This window comes from Psychrobacter sp. KH172YL61, from assembly GCF_007182895.1.
Classification (GTDB): Bacteria; Pseudomonadota; Gammaproteobacteria; order Pseudomonadales; family Moraxellaceae; genus Psychrobacter; species Psychrobacter pacificensis.
The window spans coordinates 605,620-625,398 of record NZ_AP019516.1 but is presented as its reverse complement, the minus strand read 5'-3'; the positions used below and the strand labels follow the sequence as shown (position 1 = coordinate 625,398).

The 19,779-nt window shown below is 44.2% G+C and carries 16 protein-coding genes, 1 tRNA gene and 5 pseudogenes; 8 read left to right on the top strand and 14 right to left on the bottom strand.

Annotated features, from left to right (window positions below):
• Positions 1-120 precede the first annotated feature (120 nt).
• Positions 121-792: pseudogene (locus tag PKHYL_RS03160) on the bottom strand (phosphoribosylanthranilate isomerase).
• Positions 793-993: 201 nt separating this feature from the next.
• Here PKHYL_RS03160 and PKHYL_RS03155 point away from each other — a divergent pair.
• From PKHYL_RS03155 to PKHYL_RS03140, 4 genes are read left to right on the top strand one after another with little or no spacing between them, the layout of a single operon-like run.
• Complete coding sequence (locus PKHYL_RS03155; RefSeq protein ID WP_240365955.1) at positions 994-1,746, top strand: deoxyribodipyrimidine photo-lyase; 753 nt, start codon at positions 994-996, stop codon at positions 1,744-1,746.
• Complete coding sequence (locus PKHYL_RS03150) at positions 1,691-2,053, top strand: hypothetical protein (protein WP_240365954.1); 363 nt, start codon at positions 1,691-1,693, stop codon at positions 2,051-2,053. Before PKHYL_RS03155 ends, PKHYL_RS03150 begins: the two co-directional genes overlap by 56 nt.
• A complete protein-coding gene (locus PKHYL_RS03145; protein ID WP_240365953.1) occupies positions 2,013-2,498 on the top strand; it encodes an FAD-binding domain-containing protein in 486 nt (161 codons plus the stop codon). The genes PKHYL_RS03150 and PKHYL_RS03145 overlap by 41 nt, the downstream gene beginning before the upstream one ends.
• Before the next feature lies 1 nt (position 2,499).
• A complete protein-coding gene (locus PKHYL_RS03140) occupies positions 2,500-2,613 on the top strand; it encodes an FAD-binding domain-containing protein (protein WP_240365952.1) in 114 nt (37 codons plus the stop codon).
• Position 2,614: 1 nt separating this feature from the next.
• Here the strand turns inward: PKHYL_RS03140 and PKHYL_RS03135 are convergent, their stop codons facing one another.
• Positions 2,615-3,358 (bottom strand): DUF4230 domain-containing protein, encoded by a 744-nt coding sequence (locus PKHYL_RS03135; protein ID WP_240365951.1) that lies wholly within the window; start codon positions 3,356-3,358, stop codon positions 2,615-2,617.
• 594 nt (positions 3,359-3,952) lie between these two features.
• Between PKHYL_RS03135 and PKHYL_RS03130 the strand changes: the two are divergent.
• Positions 3,953-5,668 (top strand): annotated as a pseudogene (locus PKHYL_RS03130) (proline--tRNA ligase).
• Between the two features lie 116 nt (positions 5,669-5,784).
• Here PKHYL_RS03130 and queF read toward each other — a convergent pair.
• The 4 genes and pseudogenes from queF to PKHYL_RS03110 all read right to left on the bottom strand — a co-directional run bounded on the left by queF (position 5,785) and on the right by PKHYL_RS03110 (position 9,445).
• Positions 5,785-6,654, bottom strand: a complete 870-nt coding sequence (gene queF / locus PKHYL_RS03125; RefSeq protein ID WP_071002227.1) for an NADPH-dependent 7-cyano-7-deazaguanine reductase QueF — start codon at positions 6,652-6,654, stop codon at positions 5,785-5,787.
• Positions 6,655-6,738: 84 nt separating this feature from the next.
• Entirely contained in the window at positions 6,739-7,512 is a 774-nt protein-coding gene (locus PKHYL_RS03120) for an ABC transporter permease (protein ID WP_071003675.1), read from the bottom strand.
• Positions 7,513-7,541: 29 nt separating this feature from the next.
• Positions 7,542-8,503 (bottom strand): annotated as a pseudogene (locus tag PKHYL_RS03115) (ABC transporter ATP-binding protein).
• Positions 8,504-8,803: 300 nt separating this feature from the next.
• Complete coding sequence (locus PKHYL_RS03110; protein WP_240365950.1) at positions 8,804-9,445, bottom strand: c-type cytochrome; 642 nt, start codon at positions 9,443-9,445, stop codon at positions 8,804-8,806.
• A 368-nt stretch (positions 9,446-9,813) separates the two neighbouring features.
• Between PKHYL_RS03110 and PKHYL_RS03105 the strand changes: the two genes are divergently transcribed.
• Positions 9,814-9,890, top strand: a tRNA-Arg gene (locus PKHYL_RS03105).
• Between the two features lie 269 nt (positions 9,891-10,159).
• Here PKHYL_RS03105 and PKHYL_RS03100 read toward each other — a convergent pair.
• The gene (locus PKHYL_RS03100; protein ID WP_240365949.1) at positions 10,160-10,333 is read right to left on the bottom strand and encodes a hypothetical protein; all 174 of its coding nucleotides are present in this window, start codon (positions 10,331-10,333) and stop codon (positions 10,160-10,162) included.
• A 26-nt stretch (positions 10,334-10,359) separates the two neighbouring features.
• On the bottom strand, positions 10,360-10,521 hold the full coding sequence (locus PKHYL_RS03095; RefSeq protein WP_240365948.1) for a hypothetical protein: 162 nt from the start codon (positions 10,519-10,521) through the stop codon (positions 10,360-10,362).
• Between the two features lie 35 nt (positions 10,522-10,556).
• Here PKHYL_RS03095 and PKHYL_RS03090 point away from each other — a divergent pair, with 35 nt between their 5' ends.
• Entirely contained in the window at positions 10,557-11,357 is an 801-nt protein-coding gene (locus tag PKHYL_RS03090; RefSeq protein ID WP_186475053.1) for an NAD-dependent deacylase, read from the top strand.
• A gap of 132 nt (positions 11,358-11,489) precedes the next feature.
• Here the strand turns inward: PKHYL_RS03090 and PKHYL_RS03085 are convergent, their stop codons facing one another.
• The 4 genes and pseudogenes from PKHYL_RS03085 to PKHYL_RS03070 all read right to left on the bottom strand — a co-directional run bounded on the left by PKHYL_RS03085 (position 11,490) and on the right by PKHYL_RS03070 (position 15,208).
• Positions 11,490-12,485, bottom strand: a complete 996-nt coding sequence (locus PKHYL_RS03085) for an adenosine deaminase (protein ID WP_071002232.1) — start codon at positions 12,483-12,485, stop codon at positions 11,490-11,492.
• A 255-nt stretch (positions 12,486-12,740) separates the two neighbouring features.
• The gene (locus PKHYL_RS03080) at positions 12,741-13,178 is read right to left on the bottom strand and encodes a TPM domain-containing protein (RefSeq protein ID WP_240365947.1); all 438 of its coding nucleotides are present in this window, start codon (positions 13,176-13,178) and stop codon (positions 12,741-12,743) included.
• A gap of 98 nt (positions 13,179-13,276) precedes the next feature.
• Positions 13,277-14,465: pseudogene (locus PKHYL_RS17080) on the bottom strand (TPM domain-containing protein).
• A gap of 116 nt (positions 14,466-14,581) precedes the next feature.
• On the bottom strand, positions 14,582-15,208 hold the full coding sequence (locus tag PKHYL_RS03070) for a LemA family protein (RefSeq protein ID WP_071002235.1): 627 nt from the start codon (positions 15,206-15,208) through the stop codon (positions 14,582-14,584).
• A gap of 1,017 nt (positions 15,209-16,225) precedes the next feature.
• On the opposite strand from PKHYL_RS03070, the pseudogene PKHYL_RS03065 reads away from it, so the two are divergent.
• Positions 16,226-17,763 (top strand): annotated as a pseudogene (locus PKHYL_RS03065) (alanine/glycine:cation symporter family protein).
• Positions 17,764-17,982: 219 nt separating this feature from the next.
• On the opposite strand, the gene PKHYL_RS03060 reads toward PKHYL_RS03065, so the two are convergent.
• Positions 17,983-18,603, bottom strand: a complete 621-nt coding sequence (locus tag PKHYL_RS03060; RefSeq protein WP_093069503.1) for a fasciclin domain-containing protein — start codon at positions 18,601-18,603, stop codon at positions 17,983-17,985.
• Between the two features lie 424 nt (positions 18,604-19,027).
• The gene (locus PKHYL_RS03055) at positions 19,028-19,486 is read right to left on the bottom strand and encodes a fasciclin domain-containing protein (RefSeq protein WP_240365946.1); all 459 of its coding nucleotides are present in this window, start codon (positions 19,484-19,486) and stop codon (positions 19,028-19,030) included.
• Positions 19,487-19,779: the final 293 nt, after the last annotated feature.

Below are 19,779 nucleotides of genomic sequence, written 5' to 3'. Positions count from 1 at the left end.
AATAAGTGGTATTTTTTAGAATAAATATAAAGAGAAAAATGAAATAAGATTGGAACGGAAAAATCGGAATAACGACCAAATAAGCCTATTATATATAGAAAATAACCTACGATAACAAACTTAAATGGCGTCAGTGACCGTAGCGTTTTGCCATCGGTCGCGCTTGACCGCTTTCATAAAGGCACGCATCTTGGCAGCATCTTTTTGCCTTTATCAACCTCGATACCACCACTGACATCGACGCCGTAGATGGGCAGATTTGATGTCTCTGCGACATTTTGCGCATCAAGACCACCAGCCAATACAATTGGTAGCGCGCTGTCATGGGGAATGAGACTCCAGTCAAAGCGCTGCCCTGTCCCGCCATATGCCGCTTGATGATACGCATCCAGCAAAATACTACTGGCACCTGCGTCAGCAAACTGTGCAATCTGAGCACGAACGCTATCTGGCGTGTCTTGCTCTGCATTGATACGCAATGCTTTGATCCAGCGTTTATTGACACGGCTTGCCAGCTGCTCGCATTGTTCAGGCATTTCATCACCGTGAAACTGAAGGGATATCAAAAGGTACATCGTTTGCTAATTTGACCAGCTCTTCTTTAGGCATATTGACCACTAACGCCACTACGCTCACAAAAGCAGGTACCGCAGCACTCAATGTCTGTGCTTGCTCTATCGTGACCGCACGCGGACTTGGCGGATAAAACACCAAACCGACTGCGTCTGCACCTAACTGTGCCGCAGTCTGTATATCACTAAGCTGAGTAAATCCGCAAAACTTAACGTGCATTTTGTGACCTTGGATTTTATATTCATAAATCTGACATCGATTCTAGCGACATCAGATAGCGTCAGACTAAAGATAAATCGAGAGATATGATGAGAGTTTGTTACGCAAACGGCAAAGCCATTGCATCCAAAAACTTATCCTAGCATACTTTTATGCCGAGTTTTGTTTATGATTGCGATTGATTCATATAGGGATACTTTGATGTCAAAGACTACTAACAACAATGGTAGCAATAATAAAAACAATGACAGTAGCGATAGCGACAGTCCGTTGCATTACTTGATGTGGTTTCGTCGAGATTTGCGTATTCATGACAATACTGCATTGGCAGCACTGTGCGAGCGGGCTAATGAAGACAATGCATCGGTATCCGCCATATTCTTTTTGACGCCCGAGCAGTGGCAACAGCATGACACCTCTCTGGTGCAAGTCGACCATATTGCCCGTACGTTACCTATACTAGCAAAGGATTTGAAATCACAACTGAATATCACTTTAATGGTACAGCTCTGTCCAAGCTTTTCTGACTGTATAGAGTCTCTGACGAGCTTATGTAAGGACAACGACATCAGCTGCGTCATGGCTAACCATGAATACGAAGGCAATGAGATTGGTCGTGATGAGCAATTGTGTGAGCAGCTTGCAAAAGACGACATCGAGTTTGTCCGCTGGCATGACCAATGTATCTTGCCACCGCTGAGTATCACGACAAATGACGGCGATAGTATGTATAAAGTCTTCACGCCGTTTTATAAGAAATGGCGACATACGCTAGACGTTAGCACCATTCAAATGCATGACGCACCAGCAGTCGACTGCGATGATAAAATCGAGCTAAAATCATCGAAAAATAGTGCCCATACAGCTGACGATATCAAAGCCCTCAGTGAAGAAATGCTTGGCGATTATCAAAAGACGCTGCAAAAGAGGACTCGTTACAGCATATCGATATAAAAGCCCAACTCACTGCCGCAAGGGACGCCTATCCTGCAGGGAGTCTGCTGCTTGCCAGCGCTTAGATGAGTTTGTCGCTGATGATATCAATGACTATGATGTCAGCCGTGATGTGCCGCACCTGCATGCCACCAGTCAGCTATCCGCTTATCTCACTATAGGCACCATCAGCCCGCGGCTCTGCTATTTACAAGCCAGCAAAGTACAAGAAAAGCTACACGGTAATGATGGCGATAATGAAGATATCGACCGCTGGATAAGCGAGCTTGCTTGGCGAGATTTTTTATCGTCATGTGCTGGTCGATAAGCCAAACCTGATTCGCCATAAAGCGTATAAAGAGGACACTGACACCAAAGTCAGCTGGTCATACGATGACGATGATTTTCAAGCATGGTGCACGGGCAAAACAGGCGTACCACTCGTTGATGCGGCGATGCGCTGTCTGAACGCTACTGGATTTATGCACAATCGACTGCGCATGGTCACAGCAATGTTTTTGACCAAAGACTTGTTGATTGATTGGCGCTTGGGTGAGCGTTACTTTATGCAGCAGCTCATCGATGGGGATTTTGCCTCCAATAATGGCGGCTGGCAATGGAGCGCATCAACAGGTACTGACTCAGCGCCCTACTTCCGTATTATGAACCCCTTTAGCCAAGGCAGCACTCATGATAAAAAAGCGATATTTATCAAAACGTGGCTACCAGAACTAAAAGACATCCCCGCGAGCACTTTGCATAGTGAGGGATAAAATGCGTAAAGCACTGGCGAAGGGTGGAGACTTTGCAAATGCTGACTACCCTGCGCCGATAGTCGAACATAAATCAGCACGTAAGCTCGCCATTGCTGAATTTAAAAAAGAGTAAACTAGCTGTTAGTGACTGCTGGCAACTGACATGCGCCTGCACCCTGCGTGTTGACCGTCACGACAGCACCCGTTAAAGCAAACAGCTGCTGCAATTGCGTTTGAGCATTTTGCAGCGCCATATTCATGACATCTCCTCGGCAGGCACGCTCTAGCACTTCTTTTTTTGCCATGGTTTGTGCTTGCGCCAATATCTTAGGATCAACTTGCATCATGCCAAAAGCGCCTGTCTGCCAGTCATAAATCTCGATATCATCTAAATATACTGAAAATATCTCTGTAGGTGGTAAGGTAATATTGATTTGTGGCATGGCTGAGGCAGGTGCATTATTCGCTGCTTGCTCATCCTCTGCATCAGTTATAGTTTGAGTAGGCTGAATGACCTGCACCATCTCAGGCGTCAAAGCACTCAGATCAACCCCTGCTTCGACGCGGCCATGAGCGATGAACAGCGCTTTTTGTTCATCTTGCCACAACTTCATCCAACTCCCCGGACGCTCACTCGTAATCACCGTATCAACACTAAACGCGACGGTATGGAGTCTGTTTAATTGCTGGATTTGCGTGACCACGCCTTCTCGAGTAATGGTTTCTATCGGTTCTTCTTCTGTGATTTTTTGCGCGCTATAAATAGCAAAAACGATGGCTGCTAAGCCGATGAGTAATATTACCCAAGACATTGTGGCAATAGGCTGCTTCGCTGGCTTGTGGGTGCCATTGGTATTGTTCATATCAGGACTACTCATAGAAGTTACCTTTATAAAGGTGCATCGTTATAAGAGTGCATCGTTTTTCAGATGACCAACGGTTTTATACAATTAAAACAAATACTTAACCTGTAACTGCGACTATTGTGCAGTAAATTCAAGTAATGGCTACCAATCTTCTACATAATACGTAAATCAGGCAATCTCCAAAACATACATTACCTTTGGCTTAAAAGCTTATAAACAACTCAATTATTCGAGCCTCATCTCAGCCTTTGTATAACGTTCGGTCTGAAAAGATAAAAAGTCATTGCGTCTTAGGCGAACTTTACCTAACATAGTCAGATTGTATGTATAAAATGTCAGTCTTTTAGCATTATCAGGCTCTTGCCCTGAATATCTTGCATTTCGGCATATTCATACCTTAAATCAAATTTGCCTCTCTTGTTTACTCTTATAAGAGTGGTTCTTACTGATGTGCTTTTTTATACCAGCATGTGAGTAACTAGGAAATACCCTAGAATATTGCTAAGTGATAAAGGTAAGCTTGCGGCGGCAATGAAACGATTAGCCATACGCTCAACATCCTACTATTTCTTATTTTTTTATCAAAGATAAGGTTACGCTTTATTTATGAAAGCCAGTCAATTTTTATTTGCCACACTAAAAGAAACCCCAAGTGATGCCGACATCGCCTCAAGCCAATTGATGGTGCGTGCTGGTCTTATCCGCAAGATCGCTTCTGGATTGTATATTTGGTTGCCCATGGGTCTGCGTATTTTGCAAAGGTTGAGCGCATCGTTCGTGAAGAGATGCAAAACATCGGCGCACAAGAGTTGCTGATGCCGATGACGCAGCCTGCTGAGCTATGGCAGACCAGCGGACGCTTTGAAGACTACGGCCCTGAGCTACTGCGTTTCAAAGACCGTCATGATCGTGACTTTGTGCTGGGTCCAACGCATGAAGAAGTCATCACCAATCTGGCAAAAGGCGAGCTACGTAGTTATAAGCAACTACCGATTACTTTCTTTCAGATTCAAAGCAAATTCCGTGACGAGATTCGTCCACGCTTTGGTGTGATGCGCGCACGCGAATTTACCATGAAAGATGCTTACTCGTTCCATATCGATCAAGCCTCACTTGCTGAGACTTATCGAGATATGTACGACGCCTATACTCGTATCTTTAGCCGTTTGGGTTTTGACTTTCGCGCGGTACAAGCGGATTCAGGCTCTATCGGCGGCTTTGCCTCACATGAGTTTCATGTTTTGGCAGACAGTGGCGAAGATGACATTGCCTTCTCCACCATCTCTGACTACGCAGCCAATATTGAGCTTGCTGAAGCCATTAGCACAGGCGAGCGTCAGCCTGCGACCCAAGAGCTAACCAACGTTGATACCGTTAATATGCCAACCTGCGAAGCAGTTGCTGAGCATTTAGACATTCCACTTGCCACCACCGTGAAAACCTTGATTGTCAAGGTCATACGCCAGAAGGCGAAGAGCAGTTGGTTGCGTTGGTACTGCGTGGCGATCATACGCTCAACGACATCAAAGCGGAAAAAATCGAAGAAGTAAACACGCCGCTGACTATGGCGAGCGAAGAGGAGCTAAAAGCCGCAGGACTGCTCAAAGGCTATATCGGTGTCGATCTAGATATCCCTGTGTTCGTCGATCGCGCAGCGCATATTCTCTCTGACTTTGTCGCTGGTGCCAACGAAGTCAACAAACACGCAACCGGAGTCAATTGGGATCGTGACGCGCACATCACACGCATCGTTGATATCCGCAACGTACTCGAAGGCGACGCCTCACCTGATGGTCAGGGAACCCTACAAATCAAACGCGGTATCGAAGTTGGTCATATCTTCCAGTTGGGTGATAAGTACTCACAAGCACTTGGCTGCAGCGTCTCAGGCGAAGCTGGCAAGCCTGTAACCTTGATGATGGGCTGCTATGGTATCGGCGTCAGCCGTATCATCGCGGCTGCCATCGAGCAAAACCACGATGATAACGGTATCATATGGCCACAAACGCCTGATGTAAAAGACTCACTTGCGCCTTTTGAAGTGGCTATCGTACCGATGAAGTCAAAAGAAGAGACGGTCATGCAGACTGCCACTGAGCTTTATGAGATGCTAAAGGCCAAAGGTGTCAACATCCTACTGGACGATCGTAACGAACGCCCAGGGGTGAAGTTTGCTGATTTAGAATTGATTGGTATTCCACACCGTATCGTCGTGTCTGATCGTAACATCGCTGAAGACAAATACGAATATGTCAATCGTCGTGACGGTGAAAAGAGTTGCTTAGCCGTGACGAGCTACTGGCAAAATTGGGCTGTGAATAAATCGTAGTCCAAGCATACAGCGTCAGTAAATTGAACGTCAGATATGTTTGATTTGAGACACAGAAAAGCGCCTATCCCATTAAATGAGATAGGCGCTTTTTTGTACGACTTATAAATTATTGGCGAATCAGGCGACTCGGCGCAGGCAATAGTGCCATATCGCTAACACGGCAAGGATTGATATCGATACCGCCGCGGCGCGTGTACCATGCGCGTACCATCAACTCACTTGGCTGATAATGCTCGCTCAAATCTGCAAATATCTGCTCAACACACTGCTCATGAAAGCCGTTATGCTGACGAAAACTTAATATATAACGTAGCATATTTGCGTTGTTAAAAGTCTTGTCAGTCGTTATCGACACGGCTAGTGTGCCCCAATCTGGCTGATTGGTCACAGGGCAATTACTACGCAGCAGATTAGAATAAAAAACATAAGGCTGATTGCTGTTATTTGCCACACGTTCACTGCTCGCTTCTGTTACATCATTACTCAACAGTGATGCATCAGGATGCTCAGTTAACGCGATTTTTCCCGTGCTACCTGCCAATGTGTCATCAATACAAATACCTGTTGGCTGGGCAACCAGCAGGCTTGCTGCATCATTCAGCGTAAATAACTCCACCTGTACTTCCGCTTGCAAACAGGCTGACAGGTCTTTAGCGATCAACGCTTGAACGTCATTCCAACTGGCGAACTCAGTAAAATTGATACTGTTCAAATATAGCTTGAGCGATTTTGACTCGACAATAAAGGGCGAGCTGGCAGGAATACTAAACCGCGCCATCGCCACTTGCGAAATACCTTGTAGATTTAACCAAGAGATCTCGAATGCCTGCCACCAATCTACGCCGACCGTTAATTTGTCAGCGTGCCAGCCAATCACATCACGTCCCATACTACGTGCAATAGGATATAGCGTCTCTGGGCTATACTCAGTCGGATAATCGGTGGTTTGTTCTCCTAAAATACCATGAATACTCATTTACTTTCCTACTATTTAATCGTTAAACCCTAACTGCTCAACCGACAGCGCTTTGGGCATCGCTATCGCTTCACACGCTGACCATCACAAGCGCACGCGCGAACCGTTACTGAGCAAGCGATAAGCAATGGTATAAAATATTGCACAGAACACAAAAATCGCTGCCATCGAATACCAAACGTTGACATCAGAGTAGCCAAGAATACCGTAACGGAATGAGTTGACCATATACACGATAGGATTTAATAGCGAGATGTTTTGCCAAAATGGTGATAAATTTTCCATCGAATAGAACACGCCGCCAAGATAGGTCAGCGGCGTCAATACAAAGCTTGGAATGATAGAGATATCATCAAATGATCGCGCAAACACCGCATTGATAAAACCGCCTAATGAAAACAAGGTAGACGTGCCAAGTACCGTAAATACAGTGACAAATAAATGCTCAATACCAAGGTCAGTAAAGAATAACGCGACAATCGAAACAATGACACCGATGGCCAGTCCACGGAAGATACCACCGCTGACATAACCCATCAAAATTGCATGCTTGGAGACGGGTGAAACGAGCAGCTCCTCGATACTAGACGTGAATTTGGCACTAAAAAAGCTCGAAACCACGTTCGAGTAACTGTTGGTAATGATCGACATCATGATCAAACCTGGTACGATGAATTGCATGTAGGGCACGCCGCCCATCTCACCTACGCGCGAGCCAATCATCTTACCAAAAATGACAAAGTACAAGCTCATCGTAATCACTGGCGGTAATAGCGTCTGCGGCCAAATACGCAGAATACGGCGCACTTCTTTGAACCAAATAGTACGAAACGCAATCCACTTTTTACTCAGTGACATCGTTTTATTATGATCGATTAGTTCCTGACTCATAATCCCGCCTCCTTCATGCTGTTTGCACTTTCAATATTTTTGTCAACCAAGCGCATAAACAACTCTTCTAGACGGTTGGCTTTATTACGCATACTGCCGACTTTGATGCCTTTATCGGATAACTGATCAAAGACACCATTTAATGACTCGCCTTCTGTCAGGGTGACTTCTAGCGTCTGCTTATCTGGCTGGGAGATGTCTGTCACTCCAGTCAGAGCCAATTGCTCATTGAGCGGCGTCTCTAAATCAAAGACAAACGTCTCTACAGATAACTGCGCCAATAAATCTTTCATTTCTGTATTGATACGAATCTCACCGTGATCCAAGATCGCAATACGTTTACACAACTGCTCGGCTTCTTCGAGATAATGGGTGGTCAATATAATCGTGGTGTTTTCTTCGATATTGATCTGCTGCATAAACTCCCACATCGAGCGGCGCAGCTCAATATCCACCCTGCTGTGGGCTCATCGAGAATCAGTAATTTTGGTTTATGAATCAAGGCGCGCGCGATCATCAGACGGCGTTTCATACCGCCAGATAAATCACGCGATTTGCTGTCACGCTTGTCCCATAGCCCCAGTGCTGTCAGCAGGCTTTTTGCGCGAGGTCTGGCTTCTTTTGCTGGAATACCAAAGTAACCTGCTTGCGTAATCAAGATATCTTCGACTTTCTCAAACATATTGAAATTAAATTCTTGCGGTACTACGCCAAGGTACTGTTTGGCAATCGAAGGGTTCTCTAATAAATCTGTCCCAAAAATATGGACACTACCCGTTGTTGGCTTAAATAGTGAACTGATAATGCCAATCATGGTGGACTTACCTGCGCCATTTGGGCCAAGCAGTGCAAAGAACCCACCTTGTGGTACGGTTAAATCAACCCCTTTTAACGCCGAAAACCCATTGTCATAGGTTTTGGATAAGCCTTGGATAGAAAGTGCTGGTACATCAGACATGAAGACCTCTTATTTTTTATCAATTTGTATAAAACACGATTTTTAGAATAATAGGCCGTGTTGAACATTCGACTGTCATTATCATACTGACCGAGGCCATATAAAAATGTTCAACACGCTCTACTATCTAGAAGACACGGTGTAATCTCATAAAATGAGGCTGCTAATCGCAAATTTCAACTGCTTTATATTTGAAGTACCGTATTAATAATACTTATTATAAAAAAGCGCCTATCTCATTACTGAAATAGGCGCTTTATCGATAACTGTTGTAAGAGCCAGCAAAGCCGCTAGCAAAAATTAGCTGGCTTCTGCAACCATATAGTCTACAGCGTTTTGGACTTCTTCATCAGGAATGTCCGCGCCGCCTTTGGCAGGCATCGCATTGAAACCATTGATAGCATGGGTATATAGCGTATCTTTACCTTTCGCGATACGTGGTCCCCAAGCGCCAGCATCACCAAAGATAGGTGAACCTAACAAACCAGAGGCGTGACAAGTATGGCATACCGCATTGTATACTGCTTTACCATCACGAGGACCGTCACCAGCAGATGGGCCAGATGAGCGTGCTGTTACATCACACACTTCATCGTCTTCAAAACATACAGTTGCAACAGGTTGAATACGGGCAATCAGATTAGGATACAAAGCAATCAGCTTTTGTACTTGCGGCGTATCTTGCGGAATCGGCTCTTCGTCAGCGGCAGGCGCTGCAGCGGCGGTCTCTTCACCTTCTGCTGGAGCGGCACCATCAGCAGGTGCAGCGCCATCTGTTGTGTCTGCAGCAGCTTGGGGCTCACCACCTAGCGTTTGAGGTGCCTCTTCTACGACTTCTTGGCCTTCTGCGACGTCAGTCACAGTTACAGGCGTGTCGACAATATCTTCAGCTTGGCTCACCGCGATACTAGCGATTCCTAGAATGGCAGCTGCCGATAACATAACTACTTTTCTCATTCGTCACGTTCTCTTATTACGTATACAAGGGACTAGCACGGCGCGGACATTCTGTCTGTCCTCCTTTGACGACCTCTAAGTCCTCAATAGCAGACAGCCATCCCGCGTGCCAGCGCACTTGCAATCGGTGATTATAAATATGAATTCTCCCCAACATTATAAGGGAAAAGGCAGGTAAATTGCCATGCTTGTTTAATGACTTGGCTGTTTTTTCTTAAAAAACCTCAATCACGACTGTCATTTATTGGCTTTATGCGTTTTATTTGTTAGACTAAGCGGTCTTTATTTCTAGGCATCTTATGCTGGTTATCATGCGCATCTAAGCGTGACAGTCAGACATATCGTTATCATATGCGCTCGTAGCTCAGTTGGATAGAGTATCGGTTTCCGAAGCCGAGGGTCGTGGGTTCGATTCCCGCCGGGCGCACCAATCATCGTATTTCACCCTTCCTCAGCATTACCTAAAACCTCTAAAGCCCTTTAATATCAAAAATTCAAGTCTTTCAATATTACTTGTCATTACCTAGTAGCCTCTATCAAGTGTTGTTAAATTTACTCGCAGCCTCTGACTTGTTATTCGTCACGTGACTATTTAATTGAGCCGCTTCTTTTAAACGGCCAGCTTGTTAAATGACCAGCTCTAAAAAAACTTTCTCTTAAAATACCCACTTGCTCTTTATCCACTGATACAAGCACCGCCTACTCTGCCTCTTGCAAATGAGTAGCAAGCTGGGCGCGGCTGGGCACGCGGTGATAATTGATCACAGAAATATCGCCCAAACGGCGCTGACCGGCTGCCAGTGTTTTATCGATGGTAATCATCGCCACTTTTTTATTGTGTTTACAGATGAGCAAATGCTTGGCTTTACGCATGACTTGATAATCAGGAAAATACTGCTTTAATAATGCGGATGTTTTTGCAGGGCATCATTCGGTACTGTATTTTTTGACTTGGCACTACCGTGCTTTTCGCCTGCTTTTGCCCCGCGCGATTTCGCTACCAACCATAAAATTACGATGATGGCGATTAATATGACAAGCCACCAAATTCCGTCTATCATAAGTAAAAATATCCATTACTAACAAAGGTTGGCTCATGTTAGCAGAATTATCACCAGCGGTAATAGCAGAAGTAAAACTTGCGGCAACATTGTTGGCATCGAAAGAGCGCATTTGCATTTTGACAGGGGCAGGTATTTCTGCAGAAAGCGGCATCCCAACGTTTCGAGATAAGCAAACAGGGTTATGGGAAAACTACGGCGTCGAGGATTTGGCAACCCCTGAGGCCTTTACTCGTGATCCAAAGCTTGTATGGTCGTGGTATCAGTGGCGCAGGCAGATGGTCGCAGATAAAGTACCAAATCCAGCCCATCATGCATTGGCTCAGTGGCAGTATCATGCGCAAACCTCCGATCAAACAGTGACACTCATCACGCAAAATGTCGATGACCTACATGAGCAGGCTGGAAGCGCAGTGACTCATTTGCACGGTCAACTGTGGCGTGATCGCTGTGGTCAGTGTGAGATACCTTATCCAGAACAATCAAGAGCCGCCTATATTAAGCAAGATACGATACGTTTTGATGATAAGCTGATTACTTGTCCGCATTGCGACGGTTACATCAGACCAGATATTGTATGGTTTGGCGAAGCACTACCTGTACAAGCGTGGCAGACTGCCGAAGAGGCTGCGGCTAACTGTGATGTGTTTATCAGTATCGGTACCTCAAGCTTGGTTTACCCTGCTGCTGGACTCTCACAATTAGCCAAGCAAAATGGTGCGCAAGTTATCGAGATAAACCCTGACCCAACACCCGATACAATTGTTGATATCACATTAGCAGAGAAAGCTGGCGTAGTCTTGCCGCTACTCGTACAAGAGATCACTGATTTATAGCCTTGATGTTATAACAGATAGAGTAGATTGTAATTCGACTGTTTCATTGAGAAATCTATCTTTCACATCGTAAAAAGGCTTAACGATTGATAGCAATCGTTAAGCCTTCGCGATCAAAGTAATCCGCCTTTATTACAATGCCGCGTCCACTTTCGCTAAGTAAGCTTCTTTTAGCTCGTCACTGATAAATGCCGATCTAAATGAGTTTTTTACTAACGTAATAATATCCTCTTCTGTTATCGGTAGATTCTCATATAAGTTGATAAAATTTTGGTTCACATAGCCCTTGAAATAGGCAGGATCGTCTGAATTGACGCTGATATTAAGCCCATAGTCTAAAAGCGCTTTGATATTATGCTCTTTGTAATTATCAAAAACTCGCAGTTCGATATTTGAGTTCGGGCAAACGGTTAGTGGCATTTGCTCGTCTTTGAGTCTCTGCATCAGCTCTGGGCTTTTTATAGACTGCACACCATGATCGATTCGATTGATATTCAGTAAGTCTAGCGCTTCGTAGATATATGAAAAGTCCGCTTCTTCGCCTGCATGAGCGACCAGTTTAAAGCCTGCTTCTTTGGCCTTTTTGAATACGTCTTTGAACTTCGATGGTGGGTTACCAAGCTCTGATGAGTCCAGACCAACACCGATGATGTCATCTTTAAATGCCATTGCTTGCTCTAATGTTTCAAACGCTGCTTCTTGCGATAAATGGCGTAAAAAACACATGATGATACAAGAGGTGATGCCGTACTTTTCTTTGGCATCGGCAAGCGCATCTTTGATACCTGTGATGACCGCTTCAAAAGCCACGCCGCGTTCGGTATGCGTCTGCGGGTCGAAGAATATTTCTGTGTGGATGACATTGTCTTCAACACACTTCAGAATATATTCCCACGTCAAATCATAAAAGTCGTCTTGGGTGAGTAAGACATTTGCGCCAGCATAGTAGATATCTAAAAAACTTTGCAGATTATTAAAGTTATAGGCGGCGCGCACGTCTTCTACGCTGTCATAAGGGATCTCTACGTTGTTCTTTCTTGCCAGTCTAAACATCAGCTCAGGCTCTAATGACCCTTCGATATGTAAATGAAGTTCCGCTTTTGGTAGTTTCTGTATTAAATCAATCATAGTATTCCAATAATGGTGTCATCGAGACGAGCCGTGGACAATTTATATATTTGTACCGTCTTTAAACGGTACGAACATTTTGCGTGCGATATTTTAGCATCAAAACCCTAGAGACGAGAACAGTCACCTTCGACTCTATCAATAATGCGCTTCAAGAGGCCGTATTACTATTTTAAAAATACCACGGTATCAGACAGCTCATTGCCTGCTGGATTGTGCTCAAGCTGATAGTACTGGCGCAGCACTTGTCCCACTTCATCCAACAATTGGGCCAAGCTCTCTTCTGTCTTCTTGTTGCTGATACCTGATACTGCTTTTTTCGCACATAGCACGCCAGACGGTTGGGCTTACATGCGTGCTGATACCGCGATCCGCCACAATCTCTAACTGATGCTCGCAGATATTGACATAGATGAGAACGCCTGTGTTCTCTTCGGTATCCCAAACTCGATATTCACTAAACAGATCAATTGCTCGCTCGCGGCAATCCATATGATAAGCGTCTTGAATCGGTAAATGATTCTCTACAATCAAAAACACTTCACCACGATGTCCACGCTCAGCACGTGTCACTTGATCTGTTAGACGCGCGCGAGCGTCTGCCGTCAGCCACTTGCTATGCAGCAAAGGGACAAACAAGACCTGACGCCACCATCGAGCAAAGCTAGAAGTTGAAGCATGGTTTTCTGCCATTATTTTGTTTCCTAAAATACGTCATTGTTGATGATTACTGGTGTTTGGATAGTTGCAAACGTTCTTATTAAGACTCTAAGCTTTTACGAAGTAGACCGTTACCACGAGCCACCAGCACCGCCACCACCAAAACCGCCGCCACCACCACCAAAGCCGCCGCCACCGAAACCACCACCGCCAAAGCCGCCACCACTACCCCCACCCATACCGGGTAAGAAAATCATGCCACCGCCTCTACGCCCACCTTTACCGCCGCCGCCTTTGCCACCACCGCCGCCACGGGAAATCAAGAACATCCATATAAATATCGCCATGATCAATGTCATAAAAAAGCCGCCGCCAAGCGCTAATGAACCGGCGAAAAAGCCGCCTGCCGTGATAATAGAACCAAATACTCGGCCTAAGATGTTGGTAATAAAACTGCCAAATATCATCGCCATAATAAATAAGAAAATAGGTGATGGTAGCTCATCTGAGCCTTGCACGGCACTACGCTCAGCAGCTTGGGCATCAGCACGTGCCAATACCTCAGGATCAGCCGTTAGGCGTGTCTTAAGTGCATCCACGCCAGCCAGTATTCCAGCACCATAGTTGTTTTGCTTAAATAATGGTGTGATGTCCTCACGGATAATACGATTGACCGCAGCATCTGGCAATACACCCTCTAACCCATAGCCTGTGAGGGATATACATGTCACGGTCATTGACTGCTACGACGATGAGCAGACCATCGTCAATATCTTTGTCACCCAATTGCCATTTTTCTGCAACCTGTAAAGCATAGTCAAATATAGGCAAACCATTGGTTGTTGGTACGATGACCACTGCTGCTTGTGCCAAACCCTGCTGATAAATATTTCTTAGCTGCGCCTCTAGACGCTGTTTTTCTTGCGGATTTAAGATATTGGCTTGATCAACGACTGGTTCATTCAGTATGAGTTTGTCAGCATCAACGCTCTGGGCACTTGAGGTTACTGGTGGCTGAGCTGGCGCTTGCGCACTAGCGGTTGCCTCATCATTTGCTGCGCTTTGATTAATAGCGTCATTACCAAGCACCGCGCCATTGATGGCATCATTATTTAATACCGCATCATTGATCGCTTCATTGGATTCACCAGCTTTGGCAATGGCTACCAAGTCTTCAACACTACGATTTTGCAGATTTGAGGGGCTATCTGTCGCTACAGCCGTGCCAACATCGTCACCAGGCGCAGCATGCAGCACTGATGCACCGCTGACGCTCAGTGTAAACAGTAATGCTGATAAGATTGCTTTTGAATTATTCATCTAATCTCTACCACCTCAAATGACATCTTTATAAATTAATAGACATTAACTAATAGTCATCAGCTAAATAAATAGAGCGGCATACACCGCTCTATTTTTGTATATTCTAATACTTCCTACTCTGCTTTTGCAGAATCGCCAAAATCAACACTTGGCGCTGTCGAAATTGCATCTTCATTAGCAACGGTAAAGTTTGGTTTGGCATCCATGCCAAATACTTTTGCGGTGATATTGGTTGGGAACTGGCGCACGGTGGTGTTGTAGCCTTGCACTTCTTGGATATAGCGGTTACGAGCGACCGCAATACGGTTTTCGGTGCCTTCTAGCTGCGCTTGCAGATCTTGGAACAGCGCATCTGATTTTAGCTCAGGGTAACGCTCAGACACTGCCATCAGGCGTGATAATGCGCCTGTCATCTGATCTTGCGCAGCAGCATAACGCTCCATTGCTTCTGGGTCATTGAGCACTTCAGGCGTCACCGTGATGCCGCCCGCACGCGAGCGCGCTTGTGCCACTTGGGTGAACACCTCTTGCTCTTGTTCAGCATACTGCTGTACGACTTTGACCAAGTTTGGTACCAAATCGCTGCGGCGCTGATATTGGTTGACCACTTCTGACCACGAAGCCGTTACTTGCTCGTCTTGCGCCTGCAGATTGTTATAACCACAGCCGCTCAGACCGACAGTAGAAGTCGTCAATAGTGCTGCTAGCAACATCGGCTTCATAATAGATTTACGCGTCATCGTTGTTTCTCCTAATAATGATAAATAACAAATATCTGGTAACACGTTTTTTAATAATTTTTTTGCGTTTATGCCTTCACAATCATCTAACGGTCATATGCGTTCTATATTTTGTATAAAGGCACGTGCTTGTAGCTTTTATATCTACAGACACAACATGAAAAACCACTCATGCATATTGCTCAGTCTTATAAGCTACAAGATATACTGCTCATAATGACGCTATCATGATGCTTTTACAATTGACCGTTACCAAAACACAACCGCAATAACTGGGTGTCATTTTTTGGTTATACCTTTATGTGATGCTATTACTTTTTAGATAGACTAAAGTTTATTAAATGGATTGCCAGTTCATAAATTCGCTTCTTTATCAAGGCTAATGATGCATAAATCGATGGTCCAAAAATAAAACTCATCCGTCCATACACAAAGAAATTTCTAGTAATTAGGACAAAAATATGGCAAATTGCAGTTACGTAGCCGTATGGTTTGAATACATTTGGTAGTGGACTTATAGCTTGATACGTATTAGCGAGTTGATCGATGTGTAAAGAAGACATTATTCAACTTACGAATACTCCACCAATACCATCAATTCGCCCTACCAACAGTGTAGCCAATCGGGACGGCTCATAGCAAATTAAATACCCTTATCATGAAGAGTATTTAATTATATAACCGCCTGTTTTATCCGCGGACTTATAATTCATCTCATTCATAACGTGATGATAGGACACCGCAGTAGTTGAGGCTGTAGAACAATCAAACACACAGCTGATATTAATGCTATCAATGACAAGCGCTATAAAAATAGTCTGTGTCACTGATAAAGCCAAGCGGATAAATACAGACAACTACAGTCCATTCTTGGTGGCTAAGCACGTATGAGACTTAAACTAATATAGATATGAGTCGATGCAGATAATTTAACTGCTTAACTTAAATAAGTAAGTTAACCAGTTAATTTACTCCTAGCATACAGAGCCACCTTGAGACAGTACTAGGAATATACATATGGAAGGTTTAGTTAACTTGGTAAACGGAATTATCTGGAGCCCAGCACTGATCTATCTGTGCTTGGGCGCTGGTCTGTTCTATTCCATCATGACGCGCTTCGTACAAGTACGTCTATTCGGTGAAATGATCAAACTACTATTCACTGGTAAGTCCAGTACTGATGGTATTTCGTCATTTCAGGCACTAGCCGTTTCCCTCGCAGGACGTGTGGGTATGGGTAACATCGCTGGGGTAGCTGCTGCTATCGGCTTCGGTGGTCCAGGTGCTGTATTTTGGATGTGGATCGTGGCGTTCTTAGGCGCGTCTACTGCCTATGTCGAGTCTACCCTTGCACAGATTTACAAAGAAAAGATGTGGTAACTGGCGAATATCGCGGTGGCCCTGCTTATTACTTTGAGCGTGCCCTTGGTCAAAAATGGTACGGCATCCTCTTCGCCATCGCTTCTATTTTATCATGCGGTATGTTCTTACCTGGCGTACAGGCCAACGGTGTTATCAGTGCATTCGCACAGTTAATGGGCGAAGGTACAATCATGAACGTTGCAGGCCTAGAAGTTGGCTCTATGCGCTTGGTTGGCTTGGCCATTATCTTAGTCGTCTTAGGTGTCATCATTTTCGGTGGTATTAAGCGTATTGCAACCTTTACTGAGTTTGCCGTTCCATTTATGGCACTTGGTTACATCGTCCTCGCCTTAATCATCATGCTCAGCAACTTCAGCCTGATTCCAGATGTGTTTGGCATGATCATTGGCGATGCATTCACTGCACAAGCAGGTTTTGGTGCAGCAATCGGTTGGGGTGTTAAGCGTGGTATTTACTCTAACGAAGCCGGTCAGGGTACAGGTCCTCACGCTGCCGCAGCTGCTGAAGTTGAGCATCCATCACAGCAAGGTCTTGTTCAGGCATTCTCAGTATATGTTGATACATTGTTGGTTTGTTCTGCGACTGCATTCATGATCTTATCTACTGGCATGTACAACATCCAAGGTACACTACCAGATGGTCAGTTCATCGTTCAGAACGTTGCCGCTACGACTGAAATCAATGCGCCTGCGTTTACGCAGATGGCAATGGAATCGGTATACGGTACATTTGGTAACGCGTTTATCGCAATTGCTGTATTCTTCTTTGCCTTTACAACTATCTTAGCGTATTACTACATCGCTGAAGTAAACGTCGCTTACTTGACACGCTTCCTTGGTCGTAACGCAAACAAAACTGGTCTATTCCTCGTTAAAGTATTGATCATGGCGATGGTTGCTTATGGTGGTCTTAACTCAGCTGGTTATATCTGGGCCATCGGCGATATCGGTGTTGGTCTTATGGCTTGGCTCAACATTGTTGGTATCCTTGTTATCTTTATCGTGGCTCGTCCAACGCTTACCATGCTTAAAGACTACGAAGCACAACGTAAAGCTGGTGTGGCACGCTATAGTTTTGATCCGGCAAAATTCGGTATCAAAAACGCACCTTATTGGGAAGAGCGTCATCTAGCAGACCAAAAAAGAACGAATGTAGACCCACTACGTAAGTAATATAGATAATATGCGCTAACGTAGCTACTGCTCAATCTTATTCAGTCTTCCTAAAAGCCCGAGGCAATGGTCTCGGGCTTTTTTAATACAAATAAATAACGCAGATTTTTAAGATACCGCTGCTACGCGCCACCATCTTATAGACACAAAAAGCCCAGCATTATAGCTAGGCTCTTTTACTCTTGTTAAGTCTCAGAGTGACTTAACTAACTATTAATCTTACTCAGGCATCAATACTGTGTCGATTGTATGAATCACGCCGTTGCTTGCCATGATATCAGTACCTGTGATGTTGGCTGTGTTACCAGCCGCATCAGTAATAACATTGTCTTCGCTGATTGAGATGGTTTTGCCGTTCGCCGTTTCGATATCGGTACCATAAGGGATATCAGCTGCTTTCACTTCCATTGGAACAACATGATAAGGCAATACGGTTTTTAATAAGTCTTTATTAGCCAATAGCTCGTCTTTGGTCACGCCTAATTTTTCTAATACAGGGGCAAATGCATCATCAGTTGGTGCAAATACAGTGTATTTGGTGTCTTCCATCAACATGGTGTCAAGACCCGCTGATTTTAGTGCCGCTGTCAGAATAGTGAGATTGTCGTTGTTTGCAGCGATTTCTGCGATGGTTTGTGTCGCTTCCATATTCATGTCATCTGCCATTGGCTCGGCTTCAACCATTGGCTCGGCTTCGGTCTCTGCTACTGGCTCAACCACCACTTCTTCAGTAGTAGCCTCAGGCTCAGCTGGGTCTGCGACTGTTTCAGTATCGTTACATGCTGCTAATGACATCGCTGCTGTTACTACTGCGATCGATAATAAATTCTTCTTTAACATGGGTCATTCCTTTTAATAATTGGATGTCTGGTTTGTCTAGCGAATAACTGTCTTTACTACATGAATAGCTGACGCTAATACGTATATCAATAATTGACATTTTTTAGCTATAGACAATTTGCTGTAAGTAATTATTCGCTATATCAATAGTTTCAATTCTAAATGTTTAATTTTTAATTGATACTTACTTAAGTAGTAGCACTGTATCAATCACGTATATACCATTGTTCACTTGTATATCGGTTATTGTGATGTATGAAGGATCGCGCTTATTGGTCATGCTCACTCATTAAAATAGGCGTTATTTATATCTAAATCATGCCAATTAAATAGTAAAACAGCCGTTATCTAATGAAAAATTCATCAAATAATGGCTGCTCACTAAATCTTCATAATATAAAAAATAATTATTTTTTAATGAATCTTATTTAGGTAGTAGCACTCTATCGATGACATGGACAACGCCATTGGTCGCTGAGATATCTGTTTTTACGATATTGGCAGTGCGACCGTTTTCGTCCATCAACTTACCTTGATTCGTCACCATTAGCGTGTCTTTGCTTGCGGTCATGACATTACCAGGTTTGACATCTTTGGCATACATGGCCATGTCGCCACTGATGACATGATAACCTAGTACTTTTCTTAGCATTGCTTTATCAGCAAACAGTTGCGCTTTAGTCATGCCAGTCTCTTTCATTGCCTGCATAAACGCCTCATTGGTTGGGGCAAATATGGTGTAGTGAGCGTTAGGATCAGACAGCATACCCGTTAGACCTGCTGCTTGTACCGCTTCTACTAAGACTGAAAAATCAGAATTACTTTGAGCAACTTGTACCACGTTCATTTTTGCCATTTGTTGGCTATGCATTGGCGGCTTCATATCTGCGCTTTTGCTGGCATCATATTGTTACAAGCACTTAAGCCAGCGATAGAGATAGCTAGCGTGCCGATAGTCGCAATTTTAGTCAGTTTCATAACATTATCCTTAATGATTGAGTATGTATTCGCTTATTGTCTTATAGGTTATATTGTCTTCTGATATCAGTTGCTCGTGCTATTCAAACGCTTATTTCTTGATAAGCAAAATCTAGATAGACCAACAGAACAATAATAAATTTTTGCCCATAAGTTATTTATAAGAAAAACTTAACAAATGAATGATTGTCATTAAAT